Origin of the sequence: Streptomyces sp. CAI-85 (assembly GCF_013363615.1) — a bacterium.
Taxonomy (GTDB): Bacteria; Actinomycetota; Actinomycetes; order Streptomycetales; family Streptomycetaceae; genus Streptomyces; species Streptomyces antibioticus_B.
On the sequence record NZ_JAANNX010000002.1, the window covers coordinates 335,259 to 361,091 of the forward strand.

Consider the following 25,833-nt stretch of genomic DNA (forward strand, 5'->3'; position numbering starts at 1 on the left):
GGGCAGCGTGCGCCCGGGTGCTCAAGACGGACTCGACCCCGCCTCCACCCCCGGATGGAGAACGGCTCCAACCGGCCGCGCCAGCCTTGCGGCATGTCATCTGGTCGTGAGAGTCGTCAGCGTTCGGTCGCCCTGTTGTTCCCGGGAACCGGCGCGCAGCACGCCCGTATGGCGGCCGGCCTGTACGGGCACGAACCGGTCTTCACCCGGGCCGTCGACGCCGTACTGGACCTGCTCGGACCGGAGGGCGGGGCGGTGCGCGCCGACTGGCTGACGCGGGAGCCCGCGCCGCCGCTCGACGCCGACGAGCGGGCCGCGCCCCTGCTGTTCGCCGTGGACTACGCGATGGGCCGGCTGGTGGAGAGCTGGGGCGTGCGCCCGGCCGCGTATCTCGGCCACAGCATGGGCGAGTGCGTCGCCGCGGTCCTCGCCGGGGTGCTCTCCCTGGCCGACGCGGTCATGCTGCTGCGGGAGCGGGTCGGGGCGCAGCGCGCCGTGCCGCCCGGCGGGATGCTCGCGGTCGCGGCGACCCCGGCGGAGCTGTCGGGGTACCTCGGCGACGGCGTCGTGGTGGGCGCGCTCAACGCGCCCCGGCACACCGTCCTGTCCGGCCCGGAGCGGGCGCTGCGCGTGGTGGAACGCCGGCTGGCCGCCGACGGCCGCACCAGCCGGCGGCTGGCCACCCGCACCCCGTACCACAGCCCGGCCCTCGCCCCCGTGGCGCACGGGACGGAGACACTGCTGCGCACGGTACGGCGGTCCGCGCCCCGCCGGCCGCTCTACTCCGCGTACCTCGCCCGGCCGGTGCGCGAGGAGGACGTGCTCAGCGCCCGGTTCTGGGCGGAGCAGCCGACGGCTCCCGTGCTGTTCTGGCCGACGCTGGACCGGCTGCTGGGCGACGGCGACCGGCTGCTGGTGGAGGCCGGGCCCGGACAGAGCCTGACCGTGCTGGCGCGCGGCCACCGGGCGGTGCGGTCGGGCCGCAGCGCCGTGATCGGCACCCTGCCGGCGCGGGCCCTGGGCCCCGAGGAGGACCGGCGGGCCGTCCGCGCCGCCCGCGCGCGGCTGGCCGCCGAGGGCCTCCTCGGGGCGCCCGGTCACTCGGGCGTGTTGCCGGTGGACGCGCCCGTCTCGTAGGGGCTGCTCACGCCGTCGTAGGCCAGGTGCAGGACCATTCCGTCCCGGGCGTGGTCCAGGTTGTGGCAGTGGTCCGCCCACACGCCCGGGTTGTCGGCGCGGAACGCGATCTCGTACCGCTCGCCGGGCGCCACGTTCAGCGTGTCCGTCCACCACGGGCTGCCGTCCGCGCGCTCGCCGTCCCGGGACAGCACCAGCATGCGGTGGCCGTGCAGATGCATCGGGTGGTCGTCGAGGCTGCGGTTGAGGAACGTGACCCGCACCAGGTCGCCCTCCCCGACCAGCAGGGACGGGATGTCCGGGTAGACCGCGTTGTTGACGGTCCACAGCATCATCGGGGCGCCGTCGTAGAAGCCGACGCTGTTGCCGAGGACCATGCGGAAGTCACGGTCGAAGCCGCCGTCGTCCGGGGTGAGGGGGCGCGGGCCGGTGGCGGTGCCGTAGTGCAGCGGGTCGAACAGGGGCGCGCCGGTGTCGGCGGCGGGGGCCTCGGACGCCGTGTCCGGGGCCAGGATCAGCGACGGGGACTCACGGGTTCCGTGCGTGCCGTACGCGCCGTCCTCGCCGCAGCCCTCGAAACCCTGGCTGCCGGCACCGGCGTTGGCGTCTCCCGTCACGGTGAGCCTTACCGCGCCCCGTGGTTGACGGAACGTCAGATCGTAGCGGCCGCCGCCCGCCACCCGCAGCAGCGTGCCGTCCAGGTCGGTCGGCGCCGACACCTCGTTTCCGTCGATCGCGGCGACCTGGAACGACGTTCCGGTCAGCGCGTACGTACGGGGGCAGTTGTCCGCGTTCACCAGGCGCAGCCGGACCGGCGTACCCGCCGCGACGCGCTCCCGTTGCTCGCCGGTGTCGTCTCCGAAGGCCGTCCGCAGGTCGCCGCCCAGGCCGTTGCGCCCGCTGAGCGCGCCGCCGGAACCGCGCACCGCCGAACCGCCGCCGCGGGTGTCTCCGACGGACCAGGCGTGCGCCACGACCGTGCGGTCGACGCCGTCCGACGGCGCGGGCTGCCGTGCCGCGTCCGTCACGACCAGGGCGCCGAACAGGCCGCGGGCCACGGCGGTGCTGGACTGCTGGTGGGCGTGGTACCAGAAGGTGCCGGTGCGGTTCGCGCGGAAGCGGTACACGTGCCGGCCGCCGGGCCGTACCGCGTCCTGGGTGACACCGGCCACGCCGTCCTCGGCGTTGGGCACGTCGACGCCGTGCCAGTGCACGGTGACGCCGTCCGTCACGTTTTGGTTGATCAGCGTGACCTCGACCAACTCTCCTTGTGTCACTCGGAGTTCAGGTCCCGGCAGCACTCCGTTGAAGGTGAGCGCGTCCACCGTCTCGCCCGACGCCAGCCGGACCGTCCGGGTGCCGGCGGTGAGGGTGAAGCGCCGGTCGGCCGCACCCGTCGACGGCCCGGTCAGATCGGTGACGGAACGGGCCGGGGCGGCGCCGGGGCCTGGCCCGCCTCCGGTGTCGTAGGCGTGGTGGTGGGCGGTGGCCATCCGGTCCGGCAGTCGGCTCTCCCGCGCCGCGAGACCGTACCCGCCGGCGATCAGCAGGGCCCCGCAGGTCACGACGGCCAGCGAACGGACCAGCCGCCGCCCGCGCGATGCCGGACGCCACCCCGGCGCCCCGACCGCGACGCGCCGCCGCTGCTGCACCAGCACCAGCCCGCTCGCCGCCAGGGCCAGCAGGGTCATCTCCAGCACGAGGAACGCGGTGTACGGCGGCGCCGGCGGATGCAGCGTGAACAGCGCCCCCAGCCCGACCGCGACCCCACCCACCCGCACGGGCACGACCAGCCGGGGGTCGGCGGCGGCGGAGCGGGTGACGGGGGTGGGGGCGCCCTGGACGTCGCCTTGGGCCGCGCTCCCGACCTCGGCGGTCGGCGGGCCGGTCTCCGTGAGGGGGGTCGTGCCTTCGCCGGTGGGGCCGGCCGGGCCGGAGGGCGCGGGTGCGGCGTCCTCGGTCCCCGCCTCGGTCTTGGTCAGGGCGGCCGTGCCTCTGACGGCGGGGCCGGTCAGGCCGGAGGCGGAGGGTGCGGGGGTCGGCACGGTGGAGGACGCCGGGGTGGCGCCCTCGGCCTCGGTTCCGGCCGTGGTCCCGGCCTCGGAGGTCGGGGTGGGTACGGGGTCGGTGGTGGTCGGACGCCCGGTTCTCGTCAGGGCGGCCGTGCCCCTGCCCGAGGGGGCGGCCAGGCGGGCAGGGGTGGGCATGGGCGCCGGGTTCGTCGTATGTGGGCGCGCGGCGGCGGCCGGGGCCCGGTAGGGCTCCGTGGGCTTGCGCGCGCCGTCCGCGACGTCGTCCGCCGTGTCGTCGCCGGTCCCCGGCCCGCCCGGGCCGGCACCCGACCTCGGCCCGCCCGACCGGCGTGCCGCTCGGCCCCACCCCGTCAGGCGCCAGTACGCGGGCACGCTCAGCCATGCCACCAGCGCGCCCACGATCACCTGTGGTGCGACCGCCAGCAGGAGGAAGTCGGTGGCGCCCCACCAGTCCGTCTCGGCGGCCAGGGCCACGCCCAGGGCGGCGCGGACGGTGAGGGTCAGGAGGGCCGTGACGAGGAGGACGAGGCCCAGGCGGGCCCGGCGGCGCAGCGCGCGTGAGTGCGGACGGGTCGCCAGACGGCGGGCGCCGCGCGCGGCGAACAGCCAGCAGACCGCCGCCAGCACCGCCCACAGCAGGTTCTGTTCGAAGAGGTTCTCCACCATGGGCGGCAGCCTGGCCGAACCCCTTCGAGGCTCCCTCGAGGCCGTTCGCCGATCCTCGCCGTGACCGCGGGCCCTCCGCGGTCACGGCGGCCCCGTGCCGCCGCACCGCCGCGCCGGGAGGTACGGATGCAGGAGAACCGCTGTGTACTGGTGACCGGTGGATCGCGGGGCATCGGCCGCGCGATCGCCGTCCGGCTGGCCCGTTCCGGCCATGCCGTCGGATTCTGCTCCCGCGCCGCCGACGAGGCGGCCCTGGAGACCGCCCGGCTGGTCGCCGAGGCGGGCGCGCCGGTCCATCACGTCGTGTGCGACGTCACCGACGCCGACGCGGTCCGCGCCTTCGTGGAGGAGTGCGAGGAGAAACTGGGCCCGCCGTACGGTGTGGTCAACTCCGCCGGGATCCTGCGCGACCGTCCGATGGCGCTGATGTCCGCGCGGGACTGGCAGTCGGTCGTGGGCACCAGCCTGGACGGCGCGTTCCACGTCTCCCGCGCGGTGCTGCGCGGCCTGATCTCCCGACGGTCGGGCGCGATCGTCAACGTCTCCTCGGTGATCGGCGTGTACGGCAACCCCGGCCAGACCAACTACGCCACCGCGAAGGCGGGACTCAACGGACTCACCCGCGCCCTCGCCAAGGAGGTCGCGCCCTACGGGGTGCGGGTCAATGCGGTCGCCCCCGGGTTCATCGACACCGACATGCTCGACGGCATGACGGACAAGGCCCGTGAGGCAGCCGTCGGCAGGATCGCCATGCGCCGCTTCGGGACCCCGGAGTCCGTCGCGGAGCTGGTGGCGTTCCTGCTCTCCGACCGGGCGGACTACGTCACCGGTCAGGTGGTGCAGATCGACGGCGGTATCTCCCTGTGAGCGGCCCCCCGGCCACCGTCCGCGCCGAGACCGCCCCCGCCGACCGCCCCGTCTGGACCCTGCTGCGTGAACGCTGGTTCAGCACCCTGTTCCTCACCGACATGTGGGAACGCTTCAGCTTCTACGGCATGCAGGCCCTGCTGTTCCTCTACGCGACCGCACCCGAGACGGACGGCGGGCTCGGCCTCTCCGACGGGACGGCGGGCGCGCTGTTCGGGTTGTACGTCTCCGCGTCGTTCCTCGCCGCGATGCCCGGCGGCTGGCTCGGAGACCGGGTGCTCGGCACCCACCGGGCGATGCTGACCGGCGCGATCGTCATCGCCGCCGGTCATCTGTGCATGGCGTTCCCGGCCCGCGCCGGGTTCTACGCCGGGCTGGCGCTGGTGGCCTGCGGCACGGGGCTGCTCAAGCCCAACCTGCCGGTGATGTTCGACCAGATGAACCCGGGCGCCGACAGCGCGCGACGCCGGGCCGCCTTCTCGCTGTTCTACATGAGCATCCAGGTCAGCGCGCTGATCGGCCCGCTGGTCACCGGGACCCTCGGGGAACGCGTGGACTGGCACCTGGGCTTCGGGGCCGCCGCCGTCGGCATGCTCCTCGGCGTCCTCCAGTACGTGTGGGGCGCCTCCTCGCTGCGCGGCGCCCACACGGGCCCGAGCCGCCCGCTGCCGCCCGCCGCGCAGCGCCGCCTCGTCCGCGGCGCGTGGACCGCCCTGGCCGCCGCGGTACTGGTCGCGGCCGGTGTGACGGCGGCCGGCGGGGTTCTGCTGCGGCCGGTGCTCGCGCTGTGCGGGCTGGCCTCGCTGGTGCTGCCCGTCGTCGCCTTCCGCCGGCTGCTGCGCGCCGACGGCGGCCTGGACGACGCGGCCCGCGAACGGATCCGCGCCTACCGGGTGGTGTTCGTGCCGTCGGTGCTGTTCTGGGCCATGTACGGCCAACTCGGCTCCGTGTTCTCGCTGTTCGCGCGCGAGCACACGGACCGGGAGATCGCCGGGTTCACGGTGCCCGCGAGCTGGTTCCAGTCCGCGCACCCGCTGTTCCTGCTTCTGCTGGCCCCGCTCTTCGCCTGGCTGTGGCTGCGGATCGGCGGCCGCGCCGGCAGCGTACGGAAGTTCTCCGCCGGACTGCTGTGCGCGGCGGGCGGCTTCCTGGTGCTGGCGGCCGGCGCGGCCCTCGCCACGGACGGCCGTCAGGTGTCCGCGCTGTGGCTGCTGGGCGCCTTCCTGCTCATGACCTGCGGGGAACTGGTCTTCGGTCCTGTCGGGCTGAGCACCACCGCCGAGGCCGCGCCCGACGGCCACCGCAGCCGCATGATGGGCCTCTTCTACCTGGGCGCCGCGCTCGGCGCCGGCGCGGGCGGCCAGCTCTCGCACCTCGTCGGTGTCCTGCCGCTGTGGGTCTACCTGTCGGGATTCGCCGCCACGGCCGTCGCCACCGCGCTCGCCCTGGCCCGCAGAACCGTTCGAATCTGATGTCGAGTTGGCCTGGACGCCCCCTCTAGGCGGCCGAACCACCATCGAAATCAGGCCGGACGACGCCCCGCTCAGGCCGAGTCCGAGCCCTCCGTCCCTGTCCGCTCCTGTCCCTTTCCCCGAGGGAGAACCCATGGCTCACCGCACCCTCATCGTCGCGCGGATGGACCACGCCGACGCGGAGAAGGTGGCGGCACTCTTCGCCGAGTCCGACGCCACCGACCTGCCGCACATGATCGGCGTCCAGCGCCGGACCCTGTTCCGCTTCCACGGGCTGTACTTCCACCTGGTCGAGGCGGACGACGCCATCGGCGACCGCCTCTACCAGGCCCGCAGCCACCCGCTCTACGAGGACATCAACGTCCGGCTCCAGCAGTACATGACGCCCTACGACCCCGCGTGGCGCGAACCGAAGGACTCCATGGCCGAGCCCTTCTACACCTGGACGCCCTGACTGCCGCTTCCGTGTTCCGCCGCACACCTCCCCGCCAGACCGGGATCCCCACTCCCCACTCCTGTGGAGCAACCATGCAGACCACCGACCTCATCAAGGTCGCCCTCGACGACGTGGAACCCAACCGCAGGCGCGGGGGCGATCTACGCGTACTGCTCAGCCCCAAGACCTGCGGTGCGACGTCCGGCTTCATGGGCGTCGGCACGCTGGAGCCCGGCGAGTTCGTCTCCGAGCACTACCACCCGTACTCCGAGGAGTTCTTCCACACCATCCGGGGCCGGATCCTGCTGCGGGTCGAGGGCAGGGAACTGGTGCTGGGGCCGGGGGAGTCCTTCATGGTCCCCATCGGCGTACGGCACCGCATCGAGAACCCGGGCGACGAGCAGGCCCACGTCGCCTTCTTCCTCGGCCCGCTCGCACCCCGCCCCGAACTCGGCCACGTCGACTGCGAGCCGCTGCCGGGCGAGGGGACCCTGCCCGAAGTGGGGGACGCCCGATGACCGCCCGCGCGGTGATCACCGGCATCGGCGTCGTCGCCCCGGGCAGGCCCGGCCGCGAGGAGTTCTGGGAGATGATCGTCAAGGGCCGTACGGCGACCCGGCGCATCACCCTCTTCGACCCCGCCCCGTTCCGCAGCCGGATCGGCGCCGAGGTCGACTGGGACCCCGAGCGGGCCGGACTGTCGTACCAGGAGATCCGGCGCACCGACCGGGCCGGCCAGTTCGCGCTGGCCGCCGCCCGGGAGGCGGTCGCCGACAGCGGCCTCGACCTGGCCGCCGCCGACCCGCACCGCCGGGGCGTGAGCATCGGCAACGGCGTCGGAAACGCGATCTCCATGGAGCAGGAGTACCGCACCGTCAGCGACAACGGCCGCCGGTGGCTGGTCGACCCCGACTACGGGGTGCCGCACCTGTACTCGTACGTGATGTCCAGCTCCCTGGCCACCGAGGTGGCCTGGGCGGTCGGCGCCGAAGGGCCCTCCACCGTGGTCAGTTCGGGCTGCTGCGCCGGTATCGACGCCGTCGGGTACGCCGTCGACCTGATCCGCGAGGGCTCCGCCGAGGTGATGGTCGCCGGGGCCACGGACGCGCCGATCTACCCGGTCACCGTGTCCTGCTTCGACACCCTGCGCGCCTCCTCCACCAGCAACGACGACCCCGAACACGCCTGCCGTCCGTTCGACCGGCGGCGCAACGGCCTGGTGCTCGGCGAGGGTTCGGCCGTGTTCGTCGTCGAGGAACTGGAGCACGCCCGCCGCCGCGGGGCCCGGATCTACTGCGAGGTGGCCGGGTACTCGGCCCGCGCCAACGGCTACCACATGACCGGACTGCGCCCCGACGGACGGGAGATGGGCGAGGCGATCACCGCGGCGCTCGACGAGGCCCGGATCAACCCGGACGAGGTCGACTACGCCAACGCCCACGGCTCCGGCACCCGCCAGAACGACCGGCACGAGACGGCCGCCTACAAGCGCAGCCTGGGCGACCACGCCTACCGGATCCCCGTCAGCTCCATCAAGTCGATGGTCGGGCACTCGCTCGGCTCGATCGGCTCCATCGAGATCGCGGCCAGCGCCCTCGCCATCGACCGCGGCACGGTCCCGCCCACCGCCAACTACGAGGAACCCGACCCCGAGTGCGATCTGGACTATGTGCCGGGCACCGCGCGCGAGGCGGACCTGGACGTGGTGCTCAGCGTCGGCAGCGGCTTCGGCGGCTTCCAGAGCGCCGTCGTGCTGACCTCGCCGAGGAGGATCGCGTGAGCGCCGTACGCGACCGGGAGAGCGCGCCCGTCATCACCGGTGTCGGGGTCGTCGCGCCCAACGGGCTGGACCGGGAGACCTGGTGGCGGGCGACCCTGGAGGGCAGCTCGGGGCTGGGCCGGATCAGCCGCTTCGACCCGGCCGGCTATCCGGTCACCGTCGCGGGCGAGGCCACCGGGTTCCGCGCGGCCGACCACGCCCCGGCCCGGCTGGTCGCCGAGACCGACGCCATGACCCAGTACGCCTTCGCCGCCGCCAACGAGGCCCTCGCCGACGCGGGCGTGGCCGGGGACTCGCTCGCCGACCTGGACATGGCGGCCATCACCGCCAACTCCTCCGGCGGGGTCGAGTTCGGCCAGCGCGAGCTCCAGAAGCTCTACGCCGAGGGGCCGCAGGCGGTCGGCGCCTACATGTCCATCGCCTGGTTCTACGCGGCGACCACGGGACAGTTGTCCATCCGGCACGGCATGCGCGGGCCCTGCGGGGTGCTCTGCTCGGAGCAGGCCGGCGGCCTCGACGTCCTGGCCCAGGCCCGCCGGGTCCTCGCCAAGGGCACCCGGCTCGTCCTGTCCGGCGGCACGGACGCCTCCCTGTCGCCGTACGGGCTGGTCTGCCAGCTCTCCAACGGGCGGCTGAGCGAGGAGCCGCGCCCCGAGCGCGCCTTCGTGCCCTTCGACCCGGCGGCCGGCGGCTATGTGCCCGGGGAGGGCGGCGCGATCCTCGTCGTGGAGAGCGCGGCCGACGCCCGCGCCCGGGGCGTCGGCCGGATCTACGCAGAGCTGGCGGGCTACGCCGCGACCACCGACCCGCGCCCCGGCTCGGGCCGCCCGCCCGGCATCCGGCGCGCGCTGGAACTCGCCCTCGCGGACGCGGGCACGGCCCCTGAGGACATCGACGTCGTCTTCGCCGACGGCTACGGCGTCCCCGAACTGGACCGCCAGGAGGCGGAGGCCGTCACCGGCGTCTTCGGCCCGGCGGGGGTCCCGGTCACCGTGCCCAAGACGATGACCGGCCGACTCTACGCGGGTGGCGCCGCCCTCGACGTGGCGGCGGCCGTCCTGGCCCTGCGCGACCAGGTGATCCCGCCCTCGGTCAACGTCCGCCCCGACCCCGCCCACCGCCTCGACCTGGTCACCGACCGGCCCCGCGAGGCGACCCTGCGCACCGCCCTGGTCCTCGCCCGGGGCTACGGAGGCTTCAACGCGGCCGTCGTGCTGCGCGCGGCGTGACCGGAGCGCCCGCCCCGCCCACCGCGCCCTTCCACCCCACCCCGTACGCCGAACCGTGCCGCTTTCCCGGAGGAACGGCCGACATCCAGGAGGAACACATGAGCAGCATCAGCTTCGACGACCTGAAGGCGGTCATCGGCCGTTGCATCGGCGAGGCCGACGGCCAGGAGATCACCGAGGGCGACCTCGGCACACCCTTCACGGACCTCGGCTACGACTCGCTCGCCGTGCTGGAGATCGCCAGCCAGCTCCAGCGCGAGTACGGGCTGAAGATCCCGGACGAGGCGATCGAGTCGATGGAGTCGCCGCAGGCCGTGATCGACTACGTCAACACCAGCCTGGCGGCGGTCTGACATGGCCCGTACCGACAACGCGATCGTCGTCGACGCGCCCATGGACCTGCTGTGGGACATGACGAACGACGTCGAGTCCTGGCCGGAGCTGTTCTCCGAGTACGCGGCGGCCGAGATCCTGGAGCGCGACGGCGCGACCGTCCGCTTCCGGCTCACCCTCCACCCGGACGAGCAGGGGCAGGTCTGGAGCTGGGTCTCCGAGCGCACCCCGGACCCCGTCACCCGTACCGTGCGGGCCCGGCGCATCGAGACCGGCCCGTTCGAGTTCATGAACCTGTACTGGTCGTACACCCCGACCGAGTCCGGCGTGGAGATGCGCTGGCAGCAGGAGTTCACGGTCCGCCAGGGCCTGCCCTTCGGGGACCCCGAGATGGCGGAGCGGCTGAACACCAACACCCGGCGGGAGATGGCCCGGATCAAGGGGCTGGTGGAGGAGGCCGCGCGGCAGGCGGTGCCGCGGTGAGCGCCGGGCTGCGGGTCCTGCTGGAGATCAGGATCGCGCCCGGCCGCGAGAGCGAGTTCGAGGAGCTGTGGCGCCGCCACGCCGAGGAGGTCCGCCTGCTCCCCGACAACCACGGCCAGCGCCTGTACCGGCAGGCCGGCCTGGACGGCTGCTACACGGTGCTGACCGACTGGACGGACGAGCCGTCGTTCCGCGCCTTCGAACGCAGCGACGCCCAGCAGGCGTACCTCAAACGGCTCTGGCCGATGCGCGAGGGCGGCGCGATGAGCCTGCTGGAACCGCTCCACGACCTGTCCGCAACCGACCTGTCCGCAACCGACCTGTCCGTCACCGACCTGTCCAGCACCGACCTGTCCCGCCACGAAGTGGCCGGCTGAAAACCAACGGGAGGAACGCATGAGCACGCAAGCCGAACAGGTGACCGAGCTGATCGAGCTGGTGGAGTCCGTGCCGGCCAAATCGCTGGAGGCCACGGTGGCCGGCCGCCCGGGCGGTCTGGACGCCGCCCTCACGCTGATCTTCGACCTCCTGGTGTCGGAGTTCAACCCCGAGAAGGCCAAGGGGCAGAAGGGCGTCTTCCAGTTCGACATCGCCTCCGCCGAGGGCCAGAAACTGCACTACGTGCACGTCGAGGGCGGCACCTGCCGCACCGACAAGGGCCTCCACGAGAGCCCGGACATCACCATCGGGATCAAGTTCCCGGACATGCTCGCCATGGGCGTCGGCAAACTGCCCGGCGCGAAGGCGTTCCTGACCGGGAAGCTGAAGCTGCGCGGCAGCCCGCTGATGGGCACCAAGCTGGGCGAGTGGTTCGACCACCCCGAGGTCTGACAGCACCTGGGGACGTACGGAAAACGCCGCCGGTGCGCACCGGCGGCGTTTTCCGTACGGGGGACGCGGTGTCAGCCGACCCCCAGCGCCGACATGTGGGCGATCATCAGCATCGCCTGCTCGTGCACCAGCGCCAGATACGCGTCCGGATGCTCGGGCCGTCCGTCGCCCTCCAGGTACGGGTCCAGCCACCGCTCGGCGTCCTGTCCGTGACAGCGGTCCGTGAGGTAGCCGACGACGTCGTAGGGATGGCCGTCGTACTGCACGACCCGCACCAGCGCGTCCTCGTGCAGGAACAGCGCCGTGCGGATGATCGACGGATGTTCCCGTGCCAGCGTCAGGGAGGCTTTGCTGTTGACGGTCTTGCGGGACGCGGTCAGCTCCGCGCCGGCGCCCGGCCGCAGCGGATAGCGCAGCGCGACCGTGCCCAGGGCGGGCCGCTCGTCGGGGCTGTGCTGCTCCAGCACCGTCATCAGACTGCGGTGGAAGTGACGGCGGAAGCCCTCGGGGGTCTCGGTGTCCCGCAGCTCGGTCAGATAGGGGCTGATCGCCCGCTCGGCCTCGCGCACCCCCTTCTGCACCGACATGTGCTGGGCGACCTGGGCCGCGCCCACGCCGTCGTGATGGATCACCCGGACCATGACGTCGTCCTGGACGAACAGACCGGTCCCCAGCAGCATCCCCACCTCCGCGCCCGCGGGGTCCCTGATGATCGGGGAGTCGACCCGGGTGAAGTTGTGCGGCGAGAAGACCTCGGTGAGCTCGTCCTCGTGGCCGGGACGGACGCGGTAGGTGATGGCGTCCAGAGGCATGACGGTTCCTCCTGTCGGAACTCTGGGAACTTCAGCGGGTGGTGACCACCGTGAAGGTGACGACGACCAGGGCCACCGCGGCCAGCGCGGTGCGCAGCCGGTGCCAGGCCCGCCACAGCGGACGCGGGTCCTGCCAGGGGCCGTCCGCGGCGAGCGTGCTCAGCGAGCGGTTGATCGGCACGTTGCCGAGGTGCGAGACCGCCTGCACCCCGATGAGCAGCACGGAGACCAGCGGGAACAGCACCCGGCCCGGCCCCTCGGCGAGGAAGGCCAGGGCGAACCCGCTCAGCGTGACCGCGTTCACCAGGAGCGGCATCAGCGGGTGGTACCCCTTGCCCAGCAGGGCGTGGGCCCGCAGATAGTCCGCGCGGTCCATGGCGGACATCGCGGGACCCACGCTGACCAGCACCGCCACGAAGACGCCCGTGACGGTGCCCGTTCCGATCAGCACGACCCCGCTCAGCACTTCTTCGAGCATGACGACTCCCGGTCCTGCGGCCCTTGGCTGTGGTGTCCGACACCGTGCCCCGGCCTGCTCGATTCGCTGTGGAGCGGTGCTCGACACGAGCGCCGCCCGTGATCGTCCAGCGGTCTTCGAGTTCGCTTCGACCGCCGGCCCGGACAGTCGTGGCAGGTGTTCGCCGCACCGGGCGGCGACAGGTCCGGAGGGTGGAGTCGTGGTCGAGCCGGTTCAGATCCTGCTGCCCGTAGCACTGTTCGCCGGCGGCCTCGCGGCCGGCGGCCTGGCCATATCCGTTCTGGCGGCGCCCCTGTTCACCACCCTGCCCACCGGGATGTACGTGCCCGTGCACAAGGGGCTCGTCACCCGGTTCGACCCGTTCATGCCGGTGTCGCTGCTGAGCTGCCTACTGTGCGACCTGGCCCTGGCCGCCCTCGGGGACCGGACCGCGGTGCGTCTGCTCGCCGCCCTCGCCGCGCTGCTGCTGGCCGCCGCCATGACGGTGTCGCTCACCCGCAACGTCCCGATCAACCGGTGGCTGTCCACGCTCGATCCGCAGGACCTGCCCGCGGACTTCGACCGGCTCGACCCCCGGGAGCGCTGGATCCGCTGGAACCGGGTGCGCGGTTCGCTCGCCGTCGCCGCGCTGCTCACCAACGTCGCCGCGGCCGCCGTACTCATCTGAGAAGGAGAAGGTGTGGACAACTCCATGACCGCAGTGGTCGGCCCGGCGATGACCGCCGCGCTGCCGCCCCATGTGCGGCTGCTGCTGCTCACCGACGGCAAGCGCATCTCCCGCGTGCTGCACGTCGTCGCCGAACTCGACATCGCCGGCGCCCTCGCCGACGGCCCGCTCACGGTCGCCGCCCTCGCCGAGCGGACCGGCACCCACGCGGACGCGCTGGGCCGGGTGCTGCGGGTGGCCGCCGCGTTCGGCGTCCTCGCCGAGGAACCCGACGGCCGCTACACGCTCACCGACATGGGCCAGGCCCTGCGCGCCGACGTGCCCGGCAGCCAGCGGGACATGGTCCTCTACAACGGCGACGACATGCTGTGGCGCTCCTACGGCGAGCTGATGCACACCGTGCGCACCGGCCGCCCCGCGTTCGAGAAGGTCTACGGCCACGGCTTCTTCGAGCACCTGGAGCGCGACCCGGCCGCGGGCGCCCTGTTCGACCGGGCGATGACCGGGATGAGCCGGGCCACCTCCCGCATGCTGCTGGACTCCTACGACTTCGGCCGCTTTCCGCGCCTCGCCGACGTGGGCGGCGGCCGGGGCCTGTTCCTCGCCGAGCTGCTCGCCCGCCACCCCGGGGTACGGGGCACGCTCGTCGACCGGCCCGCGGTGGTGGACGAGGCGCCCAAGCTGCTGGAGGAGGCCGGGGTCGCCGACCGCGTCGAGGTGGTGCCGGGCGACTTCTTCGGCGAGCTGCCGGCGGGCCGCGACGCCTATGTCCTCAAGGCCGTCCTGCACGACTGGGACGACGAACGGGCCGCCGCGATCCTGCGCCGGATCCACGAGGCCCTGCGGGACGTGCCCGAAGGACGCCTGCTGATCTGCGAGTTCCTGGTCGGTCCCGCCAACGACTGGGACCGCGGCAAGTTGCTCGACCTGGACATGCTCGTCCGGTTCGGCGGCCGGGAGCGCGGCGAGGACCAGTGGCGCGCGCTGCTCGCGACGGCGGGCTTCGAGCTGGTGAACGAGCCGGTCGCGGGGCGCTGGGCGGTGCTGGAGTGCCGCCCGGTCCCCGACGCCCGGTGAGACAAGGACCGATCCGATCGGACGCGGCACGGGCCGCGAGAGCACGGAGGATGGCATGGAACTTCGACTGGTCGGCAGGAACGCGCTGGTCACGGGTGGCAGCCGGGGGATCGGGCGGGCCATCGTCCTGGCCCTGGCCAGGGCCGGCGCCACGGTGGTGACCTGCTACCGGCAGGAGGGCGAGGCCGTCGACAGCCTGGCCCGCGAGCTGAAGGAGATCGGCGGTGACCATGTGCTGGTGCGCGCGGACGTCGGCACCGCCGAGGGAGTGGAACGGCTCCTGGAGGAGACCCGCCGCCGGTTCGACACGCTGGACGTCCTCGTCAACAACGCGGGCGTGATCAGCCAGATCCCGTTCGCGAAGCTGCCGTTCGAGGAGTGGGAGCGGGTGTTGACCACCAACCTCACCGGCCCGTTCATGGTCATCAGCAAGGCGCTGCCGCTGCTGCGCGAGGGTTCCTCCGTCATCAACATCGGCTCCCGGGGCGCCGTCGCCGGCATTCCGCTGCGCGGCCACTACACCGCGTCCAAGGCCGGACTCGTGGGCCTGACCCGCTCGCTGTGCAAGGAACTCGGCGGCAAGGGCATCCGGTTCAACGTGGTCGCGCCCGGTGTCATCGACACCGCCGAACCCGACGAGCTGACCGACGAGCAGCGGGCCGCCTACAACGAGCGCTATCTGCGCATGATGGCCCTGGGCCGCTTCGGCCGCCCGGAGGAGATCGCCGGCGCCGTGCTGTTCCTGGCCAGCGACCTGTCCACGTACGTCAACGGCGAGACCCTGCATGTCGACGGAGGGGTCTGAGATGGCGGAGGAGAGCGGCCCGTTCCGGGTGCTGCTGACCGTGCGGGTCAAGGCGGGCATGGCGGCCGACTTCGAGAAGGTCTGGGCGCAGGGCAGCGCGGAGGTCACCGCCCAGCCGGCCAACCTGGGGCACGCGCTCGCCCGCAGCGCCCTGGAGGACGACGTCTACTACGTGGTCAGCGACTGGACCGACCGCGAGGCGTTCCTGGAGTTCGAGAGCAGCCCCGGGCATGTGCGTCACCGGGAGAAGCTGCACCCGTACCGTGAGGGCGGCTCCCTGGCGATGATGCAGGTCCTGGAGGGCGTCCGATGAGCACCGCCCCCGGCCGGGTCCGGGTGCTGCTGCATCTGCGGGCGGAGGCCGAGCAGGTGCCGGAGGTCGAGGAGGCGTACCACCTCATCAGCAAGGAACTCGACGGCACCCCGGGGCTGTTGGGCAACGAGCTGCTGCGCGACCTGACCGCCCCCGGCGGGTACGCGGTCCTCAGCGCCTGGGACAGCCTGGCGGCCTTCCGGGCCTGGGAGGAGGGGGCGGCCCACCGGGGCACCACGTCCCCGCTGCGGGCCTTCCAGGACCGCGGCCGTCCGAGCCCGTTCGCCCTGTTCGAGGTGGCGGCCGCGTACTGACGACGAGCACGCACGGCGACGCCGCGGGGAGTCCTCCTCCCCGCGGCGTCGCCGTGCGTGGCGGGCGGTGCGGCGGGCTGCGCGGCCGTCGTACGGCGTCGTACGGCATGGGAACGGGCGCCCGGACCGCCGACCGGCCGGGCGCCCGTTGTCGTGGGCGCGGGTCAGGGGAGCCGTACGACCTGTCCCGCGTAGACCAGGCCGGCGCCGAACCCGATCAGGAGGGCGAGGCCGCCGGAGGGGGCGCGGCCGGAGGAGAGGAGTTCCTCCATGGCGAGCGGGATGGAGGCGGCGGAGCTGTTGCCGGAGGTGACGATGTCGCGGGCCACGGCGGTGCGTTCGGTCAGGCCCAGCTCGCCGACGACATGGTCGGTGATGAGCATGTTGGCCTGGTGCGGGATGAACGCGTCGAGCTGATCGGCGGTGACGCCCGCCAGCTCCAGCATCCGGGTGGCGGCGGGCACGAGTTCCTCGGTGGCCCAGCGGTAGACCTTCCAGCCCGACATGGTGATGGCCGGCCGGTCGTCGGGCCGGAGGCCGGTGCCGTCGTGCCACGGGGCGGTCATCTTCAGCGCCGCGTTGCGGGTGCCGTCGGCCCGCCAGACGACCGGGCCGACGCCGGGCTCGTCGGAGGGGCCGACGACGACGGCACCCGCGCCGTCGGCGAACAGGAAGGCGGTGTCGCGGTCCTGGTGGTCGAGGATGTCGGTCATCCGCTCGGCGCCGATGACCAGCACGTACTCGGAGCGGCCGAGCCGGACCAGATCGGAGGCGAGGGCGACGGCGTGGCAGAAGCCGGCGCAGGCGGCCGACACGTCGAAGGCGGCGGCCCGTGCGGCGCCCAGCCGGTGCGCGACCTCCACGGCGACGGCGGGCATCTGTTCCATCGAGGTGATCGTGGCGACGATGACGGTGCCGAGCTGGTCGGCGCCGATGCCGGCGGCGGCCAGGGCCTTCTCGGCGGCGGCCGTCGCCATGGCGGGCAGGGTCTCCTCGGGCCCGGCGTAGCGGCGGGAGCGGATGCCCGAGCGGCGCTCGATCCAGTCCGGGTCGAGCCCGGTCCGTCCGGCTATCTCGCTGTTGGGCACCGACCGCCGCGGCCGGTGCACGCCGACCGAGAGGATACGGCTGTGGCGCAGGACCTGGGTGTCCTGGATCGCTGTCATGACTGTCCTTCGGATACGGACGGGCGGGCGGGACGCGGGGCGGTGCGCGCGGCGGCGTTCGTGGCGGCGTTCGCGGCCGGGGTGCGGTTCCAACGGGTCGTGCCCCAGGGCTTGTACGTCGAGACGGCGGTCATGAAGACCAGGGCCAGCAGGGCGAGGAGGGCGGTGCCGCTCATCGCCCAGCCGACGCCGTCCAGCCGGCCGCCGCGGACGGGCGCGCCCTCGTCGACGAGCGTGTTGGCCTCGAGGATGAGCTGATGGATCACGGAGAAGCCGAGGATCATCACGCCCATCGTGAGGAAGAACTTCGTGGCCACCCATCTGCGGCGCAGCAGGCCCCACTTGGTGCCCGCGCTCACCACGACCCCGCTGATCAGGGCGAACATGCTGGTCATGCCGAGGAAGATCTCGTCGAGCAGCGACATGGTGCGGTACATCGCGGCTTGGAGCTCGGCGTCGTGCGTGGTGGCTCCGGTCACCGACATGGCGAACATCCCGGTCACCAGGCCCAGCCAGCCGACCGAGATCGCCACATGGACGGTGAGGACCGCCTTGCGCAGCCGCGGGGAGATGGTCCGGCTGCGGTCGCGGACCGCGGCCATCCAGCGGTTCACGGAGGGGACGTACATCAGGACCAGGCCGATGACGGACGGGATCAGGCTGGCCACGGCGAGGCTCGCCTGGAGCGGGCCGACCAGCGGCCGGCCGCCGAGCTGGGCGAGACCGAGGCCGGTGAAGACCAGGCCGAGGGAGGTGAAGATGGTCAGCAGCACCCGGCCCCACTGGCGGCCGGCCCGGAGCATCTCGGCGAAGAAGCCGAACAGCGCGCAGAAGGCGATGGTGAGGGCCAGGTCACCGGTGGTCGCGGCGCCGGCCACGCCGGTCTCGACCTGGTGCCTGATCTCGAAGACGTTGCTGGCGATCGCGGCGAGGGTCGCCACGATCACCATGAGGTAGGCCCAGCCGACGGCGGCCGGGGGGCGCGGGGGCGGGGCCGTGGAGTCCTGCCGGGCGGGGGGCCCGGGGGCCGTCGTCGCGGTGCGGGGCGACCGGCGGTCGCCCCGTGCCTTCGGGGGCTGTGCCCCTGTGGTCCGGTCGGTCGTGCTCACCGTCGCGCCTCCTTCGGGACCGGGCGCGAACTCCCCCGCGGCAGCGGGGCTCCGACGCGCCGTCGATGCGGGGTTCTGGCACCGTCAGCCTCGCCGGGCGGTCTCGAAGCTCACTCGAAGGGCGGTCAGCCGCCCGCCGCGTCGTCCAGCGCGTGCACGAACTTGGTGAGCAGGCGCGCGAACTCCTCCTGCTCGGCCGGGTCCCAGTTCTCCAGGACGGTGGCGTAGAAGTCCTGGCGGGTGCGGTGGGCGGCCGCCACCGCGGCCTCGCCGGCCGGGGTCAGCTCCAGGCAGCTACGGCGTCCGTCCTCCTGGGAGGCGACGCGGCGCACGAATCCGGTGCGGACCGCGTCGGCGACGATCCGGCTGGCCCGGGACGGGTCGATGGCGAGGCGGTCCGCGACGAATCCCACGGTCACGTCCTTGTTGCCCTCGCCGGTGCCCTCGTCGACCGCGTCGACCACCGCCAGGGTGCTGAGGTCGACCGGCTCGGACATGCCCTGCACGACCGGGCGCGCCAGGGTGCGCCGGGACTGCCGCCGGCGGATGCGGATCAGTGCCCTTTCCACGGCCGTCAGCACCTCGGGCCGGGCGGTCGGGTGTTCCGTCGTCGTCTCCGCGTCCTCGGAGATGTTCGCAGCGCTCACGTGTTCAACGGTACCCGCACGTATGTGGGGCGGACAGCGTTGGGTCCCGGGCAATCATGTGCTAACGTCATACATGTGCTGAAGGCAGTGATCCTCGGCCGGTCGGCCGTCGTCCCGTTTCCCAGGAGGTCCGGATGTCCGCAACCCCCGCCCGTTCCGGCGCGCGCGGCGACAGCCGGGTGCGCGTCCGCGCGCTCGCTGTCGTCGGCGCGGTCCTCGCCGGCGCCCTGATCTGGCTCGTCGCCCACGGCCTGTTCGACCTGGACCTGCGGGTCCCGGACGGCCCCGGCTCCACGTCCACCAGCGAACTGCCGTTCACCGTCGTGGTCGTCTCGATCGCCGTGGTCTCCCTGCTGGGCTGGGGCCTGCTCGCCCTGCTGGAGCGCTTCGCGCCCGGCCGCGCGCGTACGGTCTGGACCGTCCTCGCCGTGGCGGTGCTCGTGCTGTCGCTGTTCGCCCCGCTGTTCGCCGAGGGGCTCTCGGCGGGCAACCGGATCACCCTGGTCCTGCTGCACCTCACGGTCGGGGCGTTCCTGGTGCCCGCCTTCCGCCGGGGAGCGGCGCCGGAGTGACCTGGGGTCCATCGCTCCTCCACGCCGTTTCGAGCGCCCCGGACGACGGTTGCGGCCGACGCAACTCACCGGACACGGAAGGGGATTCCCCATGTGCGGCATCGCAGGCTGGGTGGTCCGCGAGGGCGGACCGGCCCGAGAGGACCCCGGGCTCCCGGAGGGCATGGCACGGACGATGTCCTGCCGCGGCCCGGACGACCGGGGCGTGTGGCGGGACGGGCACGCGACGCTCGTCCACACCCGGCTGGCCGTCATCGACGTACCCGGCGGCCATCAGCCGATGACGGCGGCCCGCCCCGACGTCCCGGTGGAGGACCCGGCCGACGGGGAGCAGCCGCTCGCGGTCCTCGCCTACAACGGCGAGGTGTACAACTTCCGCGAGCTGCGCGCCGAACTGGCCGGCCGCGGCCACCGGTTCACCACGCGCAGCGACACCGAGGTGGTCCTGCACGCCTATCTGGAGTGGGGCGAGCGGTGCGTGGAGCGCCTGGAGGGCATGTTCGCCTTCGCCGTCTGGGACCCGCGCCGCCGCAGCCTCTTCCTGGCCCGGGACCGCTTCGGCATCAAGCCCCTGTACTACGCGCCGGTCGCCGACGGCCTGGTCTTCGCCTCCGAGCCCAAGACCCTGCTGGCCCACCCGGCGGTGCGGCCCACGGTCGACCTCGACGGACTGCGCGTGCTGTTCTCCATGGCGCGCGCGCCCGGCGAGAGCGTCTACCGCGCCATCCGCGACCTGCCCCCCGGCCACACCCTCGTCCACGGCGAGGGGGGCACGGTCCTGCGCCGCTACTGGCAGTTGGAGGCCCGCCCGCACGAGCACGACCTCGACACCACGGTCCGCACCGTGCGGGAACTGCTCGAGAGCAGTGTCGCCCGCGAACTGGTCTCCGACGTGCCGCTGAGCGTCCTGCTCTCCGGCGGGCTCGACTCCAGCACGGTCGCCGCGCTCGCCGCCCGCGCGCTCGCCGCGGAGAACGGCGGGCGGGTGCGCACCACCACCGTCACCTACAGCGGATACAGCGACAACTTCCAGCCCGACCTGGTGCGCAGCGCCCCCGACGCGCCCTACGCGCGCGCGGTCGCCGACCACATCGGCGCCGACCACCTGGAGATCGAGCTGACCACCGCGGACCTCATCGCCCCGGCCGCCCGCCGGGCCGTGCTGCGCGCCCAGGACATTCCCGCGCCGTTCGGGGACATGGACACCTCCACGTACCAGGCGTTCGCCGGGGTGAGCCGGCACTCCAAGGTGGCGCTCACGGGCGAGAGCGCCGACGAGATCTTCGGCGGCTATAGCTGGGTGCACATCCCCGACCTGGCGTACGAGGAGCAGTTCCCGTGGGTCGCCTTCGAGCAGTGGCACCCCGGCACCCGCGAGGGCCTGGGGCAGGGGCTGCTCTCCCCGGCCTTCAAGTCCCGCCTGGACATGGGCTCCTACTACGCCGAGCGGTACGCGCAGGCCATGGCCGGCATCCCCCGGCTGCCCGGCGAGGACACCGAGGAGCGCCGGGCCCGCGAGGTCTGCCACCTCCACCTCACCCACTGGCTGCCCCGGCTGCTGGAGCGCAACGACCGGCTCAGCATGATCTCCGGCCTGGAGGTGCGGGTGCCGTTCTGCGACCACCGCCTCGTGCAGTACGCGTACAACATCCCCTGGCGGCTGAAGACCTTCGACGGCCGGGAGAAGAGCCTCCTGCGGGCCGCCGCCGCGGACCTGCTGCCCGAACAGGTCCTGGAGCGGCCCAAGGCCCCCTTCCCGGTGAGCCAGGACGCCACCTACACCAAGGCCCTGCACCAGGAGTTCGCCGAGGTGCTGGCCGATCCGGCGTCGCCCGTACGGCCGCTGCTGGACCTGGAGGCGGCCCGTGCCGTCATCACCCCCGAGGGCGAGGCGGCCGCCCAGGACTGGCTGCACCGGATGAACGTCGAGATGGTCGTCCAGGTCGACCGCTGGCTCCGCGACCGGGGCGGCGTCCTGGATCTGTGAGGGCGCACGCGCCGGCGCGCCGGACGGCACGGGACCGGTGCTCCCGTGCCGCCCGGCGCGCGGCCGCCGGAGGCGGGGCCGTCAGGCGTAGGCGGGTGCCACCCGTAAGGCGGTGCGCAGCAGCCGGGGCAGCCGGTACTGGAAGAAGCCCTCGGAGGGCGAGCAGCCGACGGACAGCTCGACGTCGAGGAGGAACAACTCGACCAGTTCCTCCAGCAGTTCCTCGGCCTCCATGGTGCTGCGGCCGAGGACCGAGGCGACCTCCTCCACCGTTACCACGTTCTGCGGCCGGGCGGCGAGCTTGCCGAGCGTCTCGCGCAGACCGGGGTCCAGGCAGCCGCTGCGGCGGATCAGACGGTCACAGGGGTGGGTCCGCTGCGCCGCGCCCGTCTGCTGCCGTTCGCGGTTCATCCAGTCGATGAGCCGCCACACCGTCCAGTGCGGCCGCAGCGCCAGCAGATTCACCGCGTCGAGCACCGGCCCGGGCAGACGGTCGCAGAGGTCGAGCAGCGTCCGCAGTCCGGGTTCGTCGGCGAGCTGCGGACCGCGCCCCAGCGTGGCGCGGCACAGGTCCACTGCGTCCTCCGCGCGCAGCGGTCCGATGTCCACGCGCATCCGGATACGGCTGCCGCTCAGCCGGCGCAGCCCGGCCACGAGGACGGCCGAACCGGAGTCGGCGGGCAGCAGATCGGTGATCTGATGACTCGACGTCACATCGTCGACCACCAGCAGCACCCGGCGGCCCGCGGTCCACGCGCGCAGCAGCCGGGCGCGCGCGGCCCGCCCCTCCGGCAGCTCGGCGCGCCGGTGCCCGGCGGCGATGAGCACGTCGGCGAGCACGTCCTCGACCGGCCGGGGTGCGGCCGGGTCGCCGAAGGAGACGTACAGCCGGCCGTCGGCGAAGACGTCCCCGAGGCGGTGGGCGACCGCCACGGCCACCGCCGTGCACCCCGCCCCGGGCGGCCCTCCGACGGCCACGCACATCGGACCCTGGCCTTCCGGGTACTCGGTGAGCGCCTTGCGGACCTGGGCGCACTCGGTCCGCCGGCCGATCAGCGGGACATGGGCGGGCAGGGTCACGGGCGGCTCGCCGCCCGGCGCCGTGGGCACGGTGAGCTGCCCCTCGGGCAGGTCGAGCCGGCTGTCCCCGGCCAGCAACTGCTGGTGCAGTCGCTGGAGTTCCGAGCAGGGTTCCAGACCCAGCTCCCTGGCCAGGACGCCGCGCAGGCGCTGGAACACCTCCAGCGCCTCCGGCCGCCGGCCGGCCCGGTGCAGGGAGAGCATCAGCTTGGCGTGCAGGCCCTCCCGGGTGGGGTTGTCCGCGGCCAGCGCGGTCAGTTCGCTGATCAACTGGTGGTGCCGGCCGAGCAGCAGATCGGCGTTGATGCGCTGCTCCAGGACCTCGTAGCGGCGCTCCTCCAGCCTGAGCGCGTCGATGCCGACGACCGGACCGGGGGTCATGTCACCGAGAGCGGGCCCCCGCCATACGGCGAGGGCCCGCTGGAGCAGGTCGGCGCCGTCGGCCACGGTGCCCTTCTCGATGGCGGCTCTGCCCCGGTCGGCCAGCTCCGCGAACTCCTGGGTGTCGAGGCAGCCGTGCGGTCCGGACAACTGGTAGCCGCCGGGGGTGGTCACGAGCGCGTGGCCGGTGCCGGGGGAGCCCGGCTGCTGGTCGGAGAGTCCGGGCAGCTTGCGCAGTTGGTAGATGTACGTCTGCAGGGTGGTCGCGGCGCTGGACGGCGGGCGCTCCTCCCACAGTTCCTGGACGAGCTGGTGGAGCGGGACTGTGGAGTTGGTCCGCAGGGCCAGCAGTGCCAGCACCTGTCTGACCTTGGGGGCGGACGGCGTGACGTCCACGCCCCGGTGGACGACCTGAAGCGTTCCGAGCAGCCCTATCTGGAGCACTGACCCTCCCGTTTCGCTTGCATCGTTCTCACGGCCTGAAGCTTTTCGTCGGTGCTTGCCGCACTTCCTGGGTGCGTGTCGCTACTTGACCCCCGCCCGCTTGACGACCGCTTGAGCGGTCCTGGACCGGTCCCCGTGCGATCGGCCGGGCGGGCCCTCCCACCTGCGCGTGGTCAATCGCACAGGACATTTATATGTCGATGTCATACACTTGCGGAAGTCCGCTTATCTGGTACCGACCGCCTCTGGAGGATCGATGACCGAAGCCGGTCCGGCGCGCGCTCGGGGGGTGGCCGCGGGAGATCCGGCCTCACCCCCGCTGCCACCCCGCTTTCCGCTGCTGCTCGCCGCATTGCTGCTGACGAGCATGATGTCGATGATCGACCAGTCGATCACCGCGACCGCGGGGCCGAGCCTGACAGGTGAGCTGGGTGCTCTGGATCTGTACGCCTGGACCTCCACGGCCTATATGCTCACCTTTAGCGTGTCCATGCCGATCTACGGGAAGTTGGGCGATCTCTTCGGCCGGCGGGCGGTCTATCTGTCGGCGATCGTGATCTTCCTGATCGGATCGTCGGCCTGCGGCGCCGCCGGATCGATGGAGCAGCTCATCGCCTTCCGCGCGCTCCAGGGGCTCGGCGGCGGCGGTCTCCAGGTCAGCGCCTTCTCCGTCCTCGGCGACCTGATGCCGCCCCGGCAACGCGCCAAGTACCAGGGCTGGTTCGCCGGAGTCATGGTCATCGCCAACCTCGCGGGCCCGCTCGCCGGCGGTGTCCTGACCGACCAGCTCGGCTGGCGCTGGATCTTCTACGTCAACCTGCCGCTCGGCCTGCTCGCCCTCGTCGGCATCCGCGCCCTCCTCCCGGCCGGCCCGCGCTCCGGGGCCCGGCCGCGCATCGACCACCTGGGCACCGTCCTGCTCGCCGGCCTCATCGCCTGCCTCGTCCTCGGCGCGGACCGGGCCGGCCGCGAGGGCTGGGGCGATCCGGTGGTGCTCCTCCTCGGGGTGGGTGCCGTCCTGCTCGCCGCCGTATGGCTGCGCCACGAGCGTTCCGCGCCGGAGCCCGTGGTCCCCCTCGGACTCTTCCGCGACCGCACGTTCACCATCTGCGTGGTGGTCGCCTTCGCCGTGAGCTTCGCCTTCTTCGGCTGCGTCACCTTCGTGCCGCTGCTGTTCCAGGCCGTCCAGGGAGTCAGCGCGACCGACACGGGTCTGCTCTTCCTGCCCGCGATGATCGGCATGGCCGTCGCCACCGTCGTGGCCGGACAGATCATCGCGAAGACCGGGCGCTACAAGTGGTTCCCCGTGGTGAGCACCGCCCTGGCCGCGACGGCCGCCGCGCTGATGGCGACGACCACCGAGGACACCGGCACCGCCGTGGTGGCCGCGCTGCTCGCCGTGATGGGCGTGGGCGTCGGCCTGTCCTCCCAGGTCACCACCCTCGTCGCCCAGTCCACGGCGCCTCGCGCCCAGATCGGCGTCAGCACCTCCACGGTCGGCCTGGCCCGCAACCTCGGCACGGCCTTCGGCGTGACGGTCTTCGGCTCCATCCTCAACGCCCGCCTGGCCGCGGTCGCCCCCGACCGCCTCCCGCCCACCACGGCCGACAGCATCACCACCGGCACCTGGGACCCGTCGAAAACGGCCACCATCCCCCCACGCACACTGAGCGAGATCGCCGCGGTGTACAGCGACGCCCTGTCCACGGTCTTCCTGTCGGCCGTCCCGGTCCTACTGGCGGCATTCCTCCTGGCCCTACTGCTAAAGGACGCCCGATTGGAGAAGCCGGGCGGGCCTGGCGGCCCCGGAGGTCCGGGCGGCCCCGGGGGCCCGGGCGGCCCCGGCGGTCTGGGCGGTCCGGGCGGCCCCGGGGGTCCGGGTGGGCCTGGTGGGCCTGGCGGACTCGGGGCGCCTGGCGGGTCTGTGGGTTCTGCCGGGTTCGAAGGTCCGGGCGGCCCCGGCAAGCCTGGCGGCGCGGACGGCTGAGTCAGGGGTCCTGGCGGGCCTGGTGGGGTCCGGCGGCTCGGCGGCTGAGGCGGTCCCGGTGGTCTGGGCGGCCGGGTGTGGTTTCGGCCGGCCCCGGTGGCCTGGCGGCTGGGACAGCCGGGCGGTCGCGGTGACCAGTACGATCCCGTCGGCCAGGTCGGCCAGGTCGGCCAGGTCGGCCAGGTCGGCCAGGTCTGTCCCGGCGGCCGGAGTTGCTGCGAAGGCCCCGGCGGTTGTGGAGGCTTGGACAGCTTCCCGCCTTGGCGGTCCGCGTGGACGTGGCCGCTTGGGCCAGGTAGCGGTGGTCCGGGGTGGCCCCCAGCCCTGGCGGCGGCCCCGTCGGCCCCGGCGTCCGGAGTGACTGCGACGGCCCAGGCAGTTCGGTGGCTTGGGCAGCCGCACCGCCTTGGTGGTCTGCTTGGGCGTGGCCGCCGGGACGGGCGCGGCGGTCGCGGTGGCCAGACGATCCCGACGGCCCAGGTGGCCCCCAGCCCTGGTGCCCACTCAGGTCCTCGTCATGTTTCCCGCCGTCGCCCGGAGGACGGCCCCGCCGTGGGCAGGTGCGTGCTTCCGGCGCGCCGGGCCCTGACCCGCATACGTCCAGCAAGCCGTTCAGGCAGGCCCGGTGCGGCGAGCGGGGGGGGCACCGCCCCCCTCAAGGCCGCGGAGGAGCCTGCATGGCGTCGCGGGACAAACGGGAAGGTGACGGCGGGGAAACGCAGGCAGC

Annotated in this window: 26 protein-coding genes; 19 read left to right on the forward strand and 7 right to left on the reverse strand. The window is 73.3% G+C overall.

Features of this window, described 5'->3' with window-relative positions; translation table 11 throughout:
- Positions 1-93: 93 nt before the first annotated feature.
- Positions 94-1,137: an acyltransferase domain-containing protein gene (locus tag G6W55_RS04505; RefSeq protein WP_254876097.1), complete on the forward strand. Its 1,044-nt coding sequence runs from the start codon at positions 94-96 to the stop codon at positions 1,135-1,137.
- Here the strand turns inward: G6W55_RS04505 and G6W55_RS04510 are convergent.
- Positions 1,098-3,836: a multicopper oxidase family protein gene (locus tag G6W55_RS04510; protein WP_175519448.1), complete on the reverse strand. Its 2,739-nt coding sequence runs from the start codon at positions 3,834-3,836 to the stop codon at positions 1,098-1,100. The two genes, G6W55_RS04505 and G6W55_RS04510, sit on opposite strands and share 40 nt — an antisense overlap.
- A gap of 126 nt (positions 3,837-3,962) precedes the next feature.
- On the opposite strand from G6W55_RS04510, the gene fabG reads away from it, so the two are divergent.
- The 10 genes from fabG (at position 3,963) to G6W55_RS04560 (ending at position 11,267) form a co-directional block, all read left to right on the forward strand.
- A complete protein-coding gene (gene fabG / locus G6W55_RS04515; protein ID WP_175519449.1) occupies positions 3,963-4,703 on the forward strand; it encodes a 3-oxoacyl-ACP reductase FabG in 741 nt (246 codons plus the stop codon).
- Complete coding sequence (locus tag G6W55_RS04520; RefSeq protein WP_175519450.1) at positions 4,700-6,175, forward strand: peptide MFS transporter; 1,476 nt, start codon at positions 4,700-4,702, stop codon at positions 6,173-6,175. The genes fabG and G6W55_RS04520 overlap by 4 nt, the downstream gene beginning before the upstream one ends.
- Positions 6,176-6,308: 133 nt before the next feature.
- Positions 6,309-6,629: a TcmI family type II polyketide cyclase gene (locus G6W55_RS04525; protein ID WP_175519451.1), complete on the forward strand. Its 321-nt coding sequence runs from the start codon at positions 6,309-6,311 to the stop codon at positions 6,627-6,629.
- A 74-nt stretch (positions 6,630-6,703) separates the two neighbouring features.
- Positions 6,704-7,129 carry a cupin domain-containing protein gene (locus G6W55_RS04530; protein ID WP_030785034.1) on the forward strand — a complete coding sequence of 142 codons (426 nt, stop codon included), beginning with the start codon at positions 6,704-6,706 and terminating at the stop codon, positions 7,127-7,129.
- Positions 7,126-8,391 (forward strand): beta-ketoacyl synthase, encoded by a 1,266-nt coding sequence (locus tag G6W55_RS04535; protein ID WP_175519452.1) that lies wholly within the window; start codon positions 7,126-7,128, stop codon positions 8,389-8,391. The genes G6W55_RS04530 and G6W55_RS04535 overlap by 4 nt, the downstream gene beginning before the upstream one ends.
- Complete coding sequence (locus G6W55_RS04540) at positions 8,388-9,620, forward strand: ketosynthase chain-length factor (RefSeq protein ID WP_175519453.1); 1,233 nt, start codon at positions 8,388-8,390, stop codon at positions 9,618-9,620. Before G6W55_RS04535 ends, G6W55_RS04540 begins: the two co-directional genes overlap by 4 nt.
- Positions 9,621-9,718: 98 nt before the next feature.
- Positions 9,719-9,973: an acyl carrier protein gene (locus G6W55_RS04545; RefSeq protein ID WP_030785025.1), complete on the forward strand. Its 255-nt coding sequence runs from the start codon at positions 9,719-9,721 to the stop codon at positions 9,971-9,973.
- A 1-nt stretch (position 9,974) separates the two neighbouring features.
- The gene (locus G6W55_RS04550) at positions 9,975-10,436 is read left to right on the forward strand and encodes an SRPBCC family protein (RefSeq protein WP_175519454.1); all 462 of its coding nucleotides are present in this window, start codon (positions 9,975-9,977) and stop codon (positions 10,434-10,436) included.
- Entirely contained in the window at positions 10,433-10,813 is a 381-nt protein-coding gene (locus G6W55_RS04555; protein WP_175519455.1) for an antibiotic biosynthesis monooxygenase family protein, read from the forward strand. The genes G6W55_RS04550 and G6W55_RS04555 overlap by 4 nt, the downstream gene beginning before the upstream one ends.
- Before the next feature lie 19 nt (positions 10,814-10,832).
- Positions 10,833-11,267 carry an SCP2 sterol-binding domain-containing protein gene (locus G6W55_RS04560; RefSeq protein WP_175519456.1) on the forward strand — a complete coding sequence of 145 codons (435 nt, stop codon included), beginning with the start codon at positions 10,833-10,835 and terminating at the stop codon, positions 11,265-11,267.
- A 71-nt stretch (positions 11,268-11,338) separates the two neighbouring features.
- On the opposite strand, the gene G6W55_RS04565 is transcribed toward G6W55_RS04560, so the two are convergent.
- Together G6W55_RS04565 and G6W55_RS04570 are read right to left on the reverse strand one after the other, a co-directional pair.
- Positions 11,339-12,079 (reverse strand): SchA/CurD-like domain-containing protein, encoded by a 741-nt coding sequence (locus G6W55_RS04565; RefSeq protein ID WP_175519457.1) that lies wholly within the window; start codon positions 12,077-12,079, stop codon positions 11,339-11,341.
- 31 nt (positions 12,080-12,110) lie between these two features.
- Positions 12,111-12,557, reverse strand: a complete 447-nt coding sequence (locus G6W55_RS04570) for a DUF1772 domain-containing protein (RefSeq protein WP_175519458.1) — start codon at positions 12,555-12,557, stop codon at positions 12,111-12,113.
- 199 nt (positions 12,558-12,756) lie between these two features.
- Between G6W55_RS04570 and G6W55_RS04575 the strand changes: the two genes are divergently transcribed.
- Genes G6W55_RS04575 through G6W55_RS04595 form a run of 5 tightly spaced genes read left to right on the forward strand, consistent with a single transcriptional unit; the run spans position 12,757 to position 15,733 of the window.
- Entirely contained in the window at positions 12,757-13,224 is a 468-nt protein-coding gene (locus tag G6W55_RS04575) for an anthrone oxygenase family protein (RefSeq protein ID WP_175519459.1), read from the forward strand.
- A 24-nt stretch (positions 13,225-13,248) separates the two neighbouring features.
- Positions 13,249-14,301 (forward strand): methyltransferase, encoded by a 1,053-nt coding sequence (locus G6W55_RS04580; RefSeq protein WP_175519460.1) that lies wholly within the window; start codon positions 13,249-13,251, stop codon positions 14,299-14,301.
- A gap of 55 nt (positions 14,302-14,356) precedes the next feature.
- Positions 14,357-15,106 carry an SDR family NAD(P)-dependent oxidoreductase gene (locus G6W55_RS04585; RefSeq protein ID WP_030785006.1) on the forward strand — a complete coding sequence of 250 codons (750 nt, stop codon included), beginning with the start codon at positions 14,357-14,359 and terminating at the stop codon, positions 15,104-15,106.
- A 1-nt stretch (position 15,107) separates the two neighbouring features.
- Entirely contained in the window at positions 15,108-15,419 is a 312-nt protein-coding gene (locus G6W55_RS04590; protein ID WP_030785003.1) for an antibiotic biosynthesis monooxygenase, read from the forward strand.
- The gene (locus G6W55_RS04595; RefSeq protein ID WP_030785001.1) at positions 15,416-15,733 is read left to right on the forward strand and encodes an antibiotic biosynthesis monooxygenase; all 318 of its coding nucleotides are present in this window, start codon (positions 15,416-15,418) and stop codon (positions 15,731-15,733) included. The genes G6W55_RS04590 and G6W55_RS04595 overlap by 4 nt, the downstream gene beginning before the upstream one ends.
- 164 nt (positions 15,734-15,897) lie before the next feature.
- On the opposite strand, the gene G6W55_RS04600 is transcribed toward G6W55_RS04595, so the two are convergent.
- From G6W55_RS04600 to G6W55_RS04610, 3 genes are all read right to left on the reverse strand, one after another.
- Positions 15,898-16,899 carry a beta-ketoacyl-ACP synthase 3 gene (locus tag G6W55_RS04600; RefSeq protein ID WP_175519461.1) on the reverse strand — a complete coding sequence of 334 codons (1,002 nt, stop codon included), beginning with the start codon at positions 16,897-16,899 and terminating at the stop codon, positions 15,898-15,900.
- Positions 16,896-18,008, reverse strand: a complete 1,113-nt coding sequence (locus tag G6W55_RS04605; protein ID WP_175519462.1) for a hypothetical protein — start codon at positions 18,006-18,008, stop codon at positions 16,896-16,898. The genes G6W55_RS04600 and G6W55_RS04605 overlap by 4 nt, the downstream gene beginning before the upstream one ends.
- A gap of 125 nt (positions 18,009-18,133) precedes the next feature.
- Positions 18,134-18,655, reverse strand: coding sequence for a MarR family winged helix-turn-helix transcriptional regulator (locus G6W55_RS04610; protein ID WP_375372427.1), 522 nt, complete (start codon positions 18,653-18,655; stop codon positions 18,134-18,136).
- Positions 18,656-18,789: 134 nt separating this feature from the next.
- On the opposite strand from G6W55_RS04610, the gene G6W55_RS04615 reads away from it, so the two are divergent.
- Both G6W55_RS04615 and asnB read left to right on the forward strand, forming a co-directional pair.
- Positions 18,790-19,227 carry a DUF6069 family protein gene (locus G6W55_RS04615; protein WP_175519463.1) on the forward strand — a complete coding sequence of 146 codons (438 nt, stop codon included), beginning with the start codon at positions 18,790-18,792 and terminating at the stop codon, positions 19,225-19,227.
- Between the two features lie 91 nt (positions 19,228-19,318).
- A complete protein-coding gene (gene asnB / locus G6W55_RS04620; protein WP_175519464.1) occupies positions 19,319-21,214 on the forward strand; it encodes an asparagine synthase (glutamine-hydrolyzing) in 1,896 nt (631 codons plus the stop codon).
- Positions 21,215-21,295: 81 nt separating this feature from the next.
- Here asnB and G6W55_RS04625 read toward each other — a convergent pair whose 3' ends face one another.
- Complete coding sequence (locus tag G6W55_RS04625; protein ID WP_175519465.1) at positions 21,296-23,119, reverse strand: AfsR/SARP family transcriptional regulator; 1,824 nt, start codon at positions 23,117-23,119, stop codon at positions 21,296-21,298.
- A 256-nt stretch (positions 23,120-23,375) separates the two neighbouring features.
- On the opposite strand from G6W55_RS04625, the gene G6W55_RS04630 reads away from it, so the two are divergent.
- A complete protein-coding gene (locus G6W55_RS04630) occupies positions 23,376-25,106 on the forward strand; it encodes an MDR family MFS transporter (RefSeq protein ID WP_175519466.1) in 1,731 nt (576 codons plus the stop codon).
- The last annotated feature ends 727 nt before the right edge of the window (positions 25,107-25,833 follow it).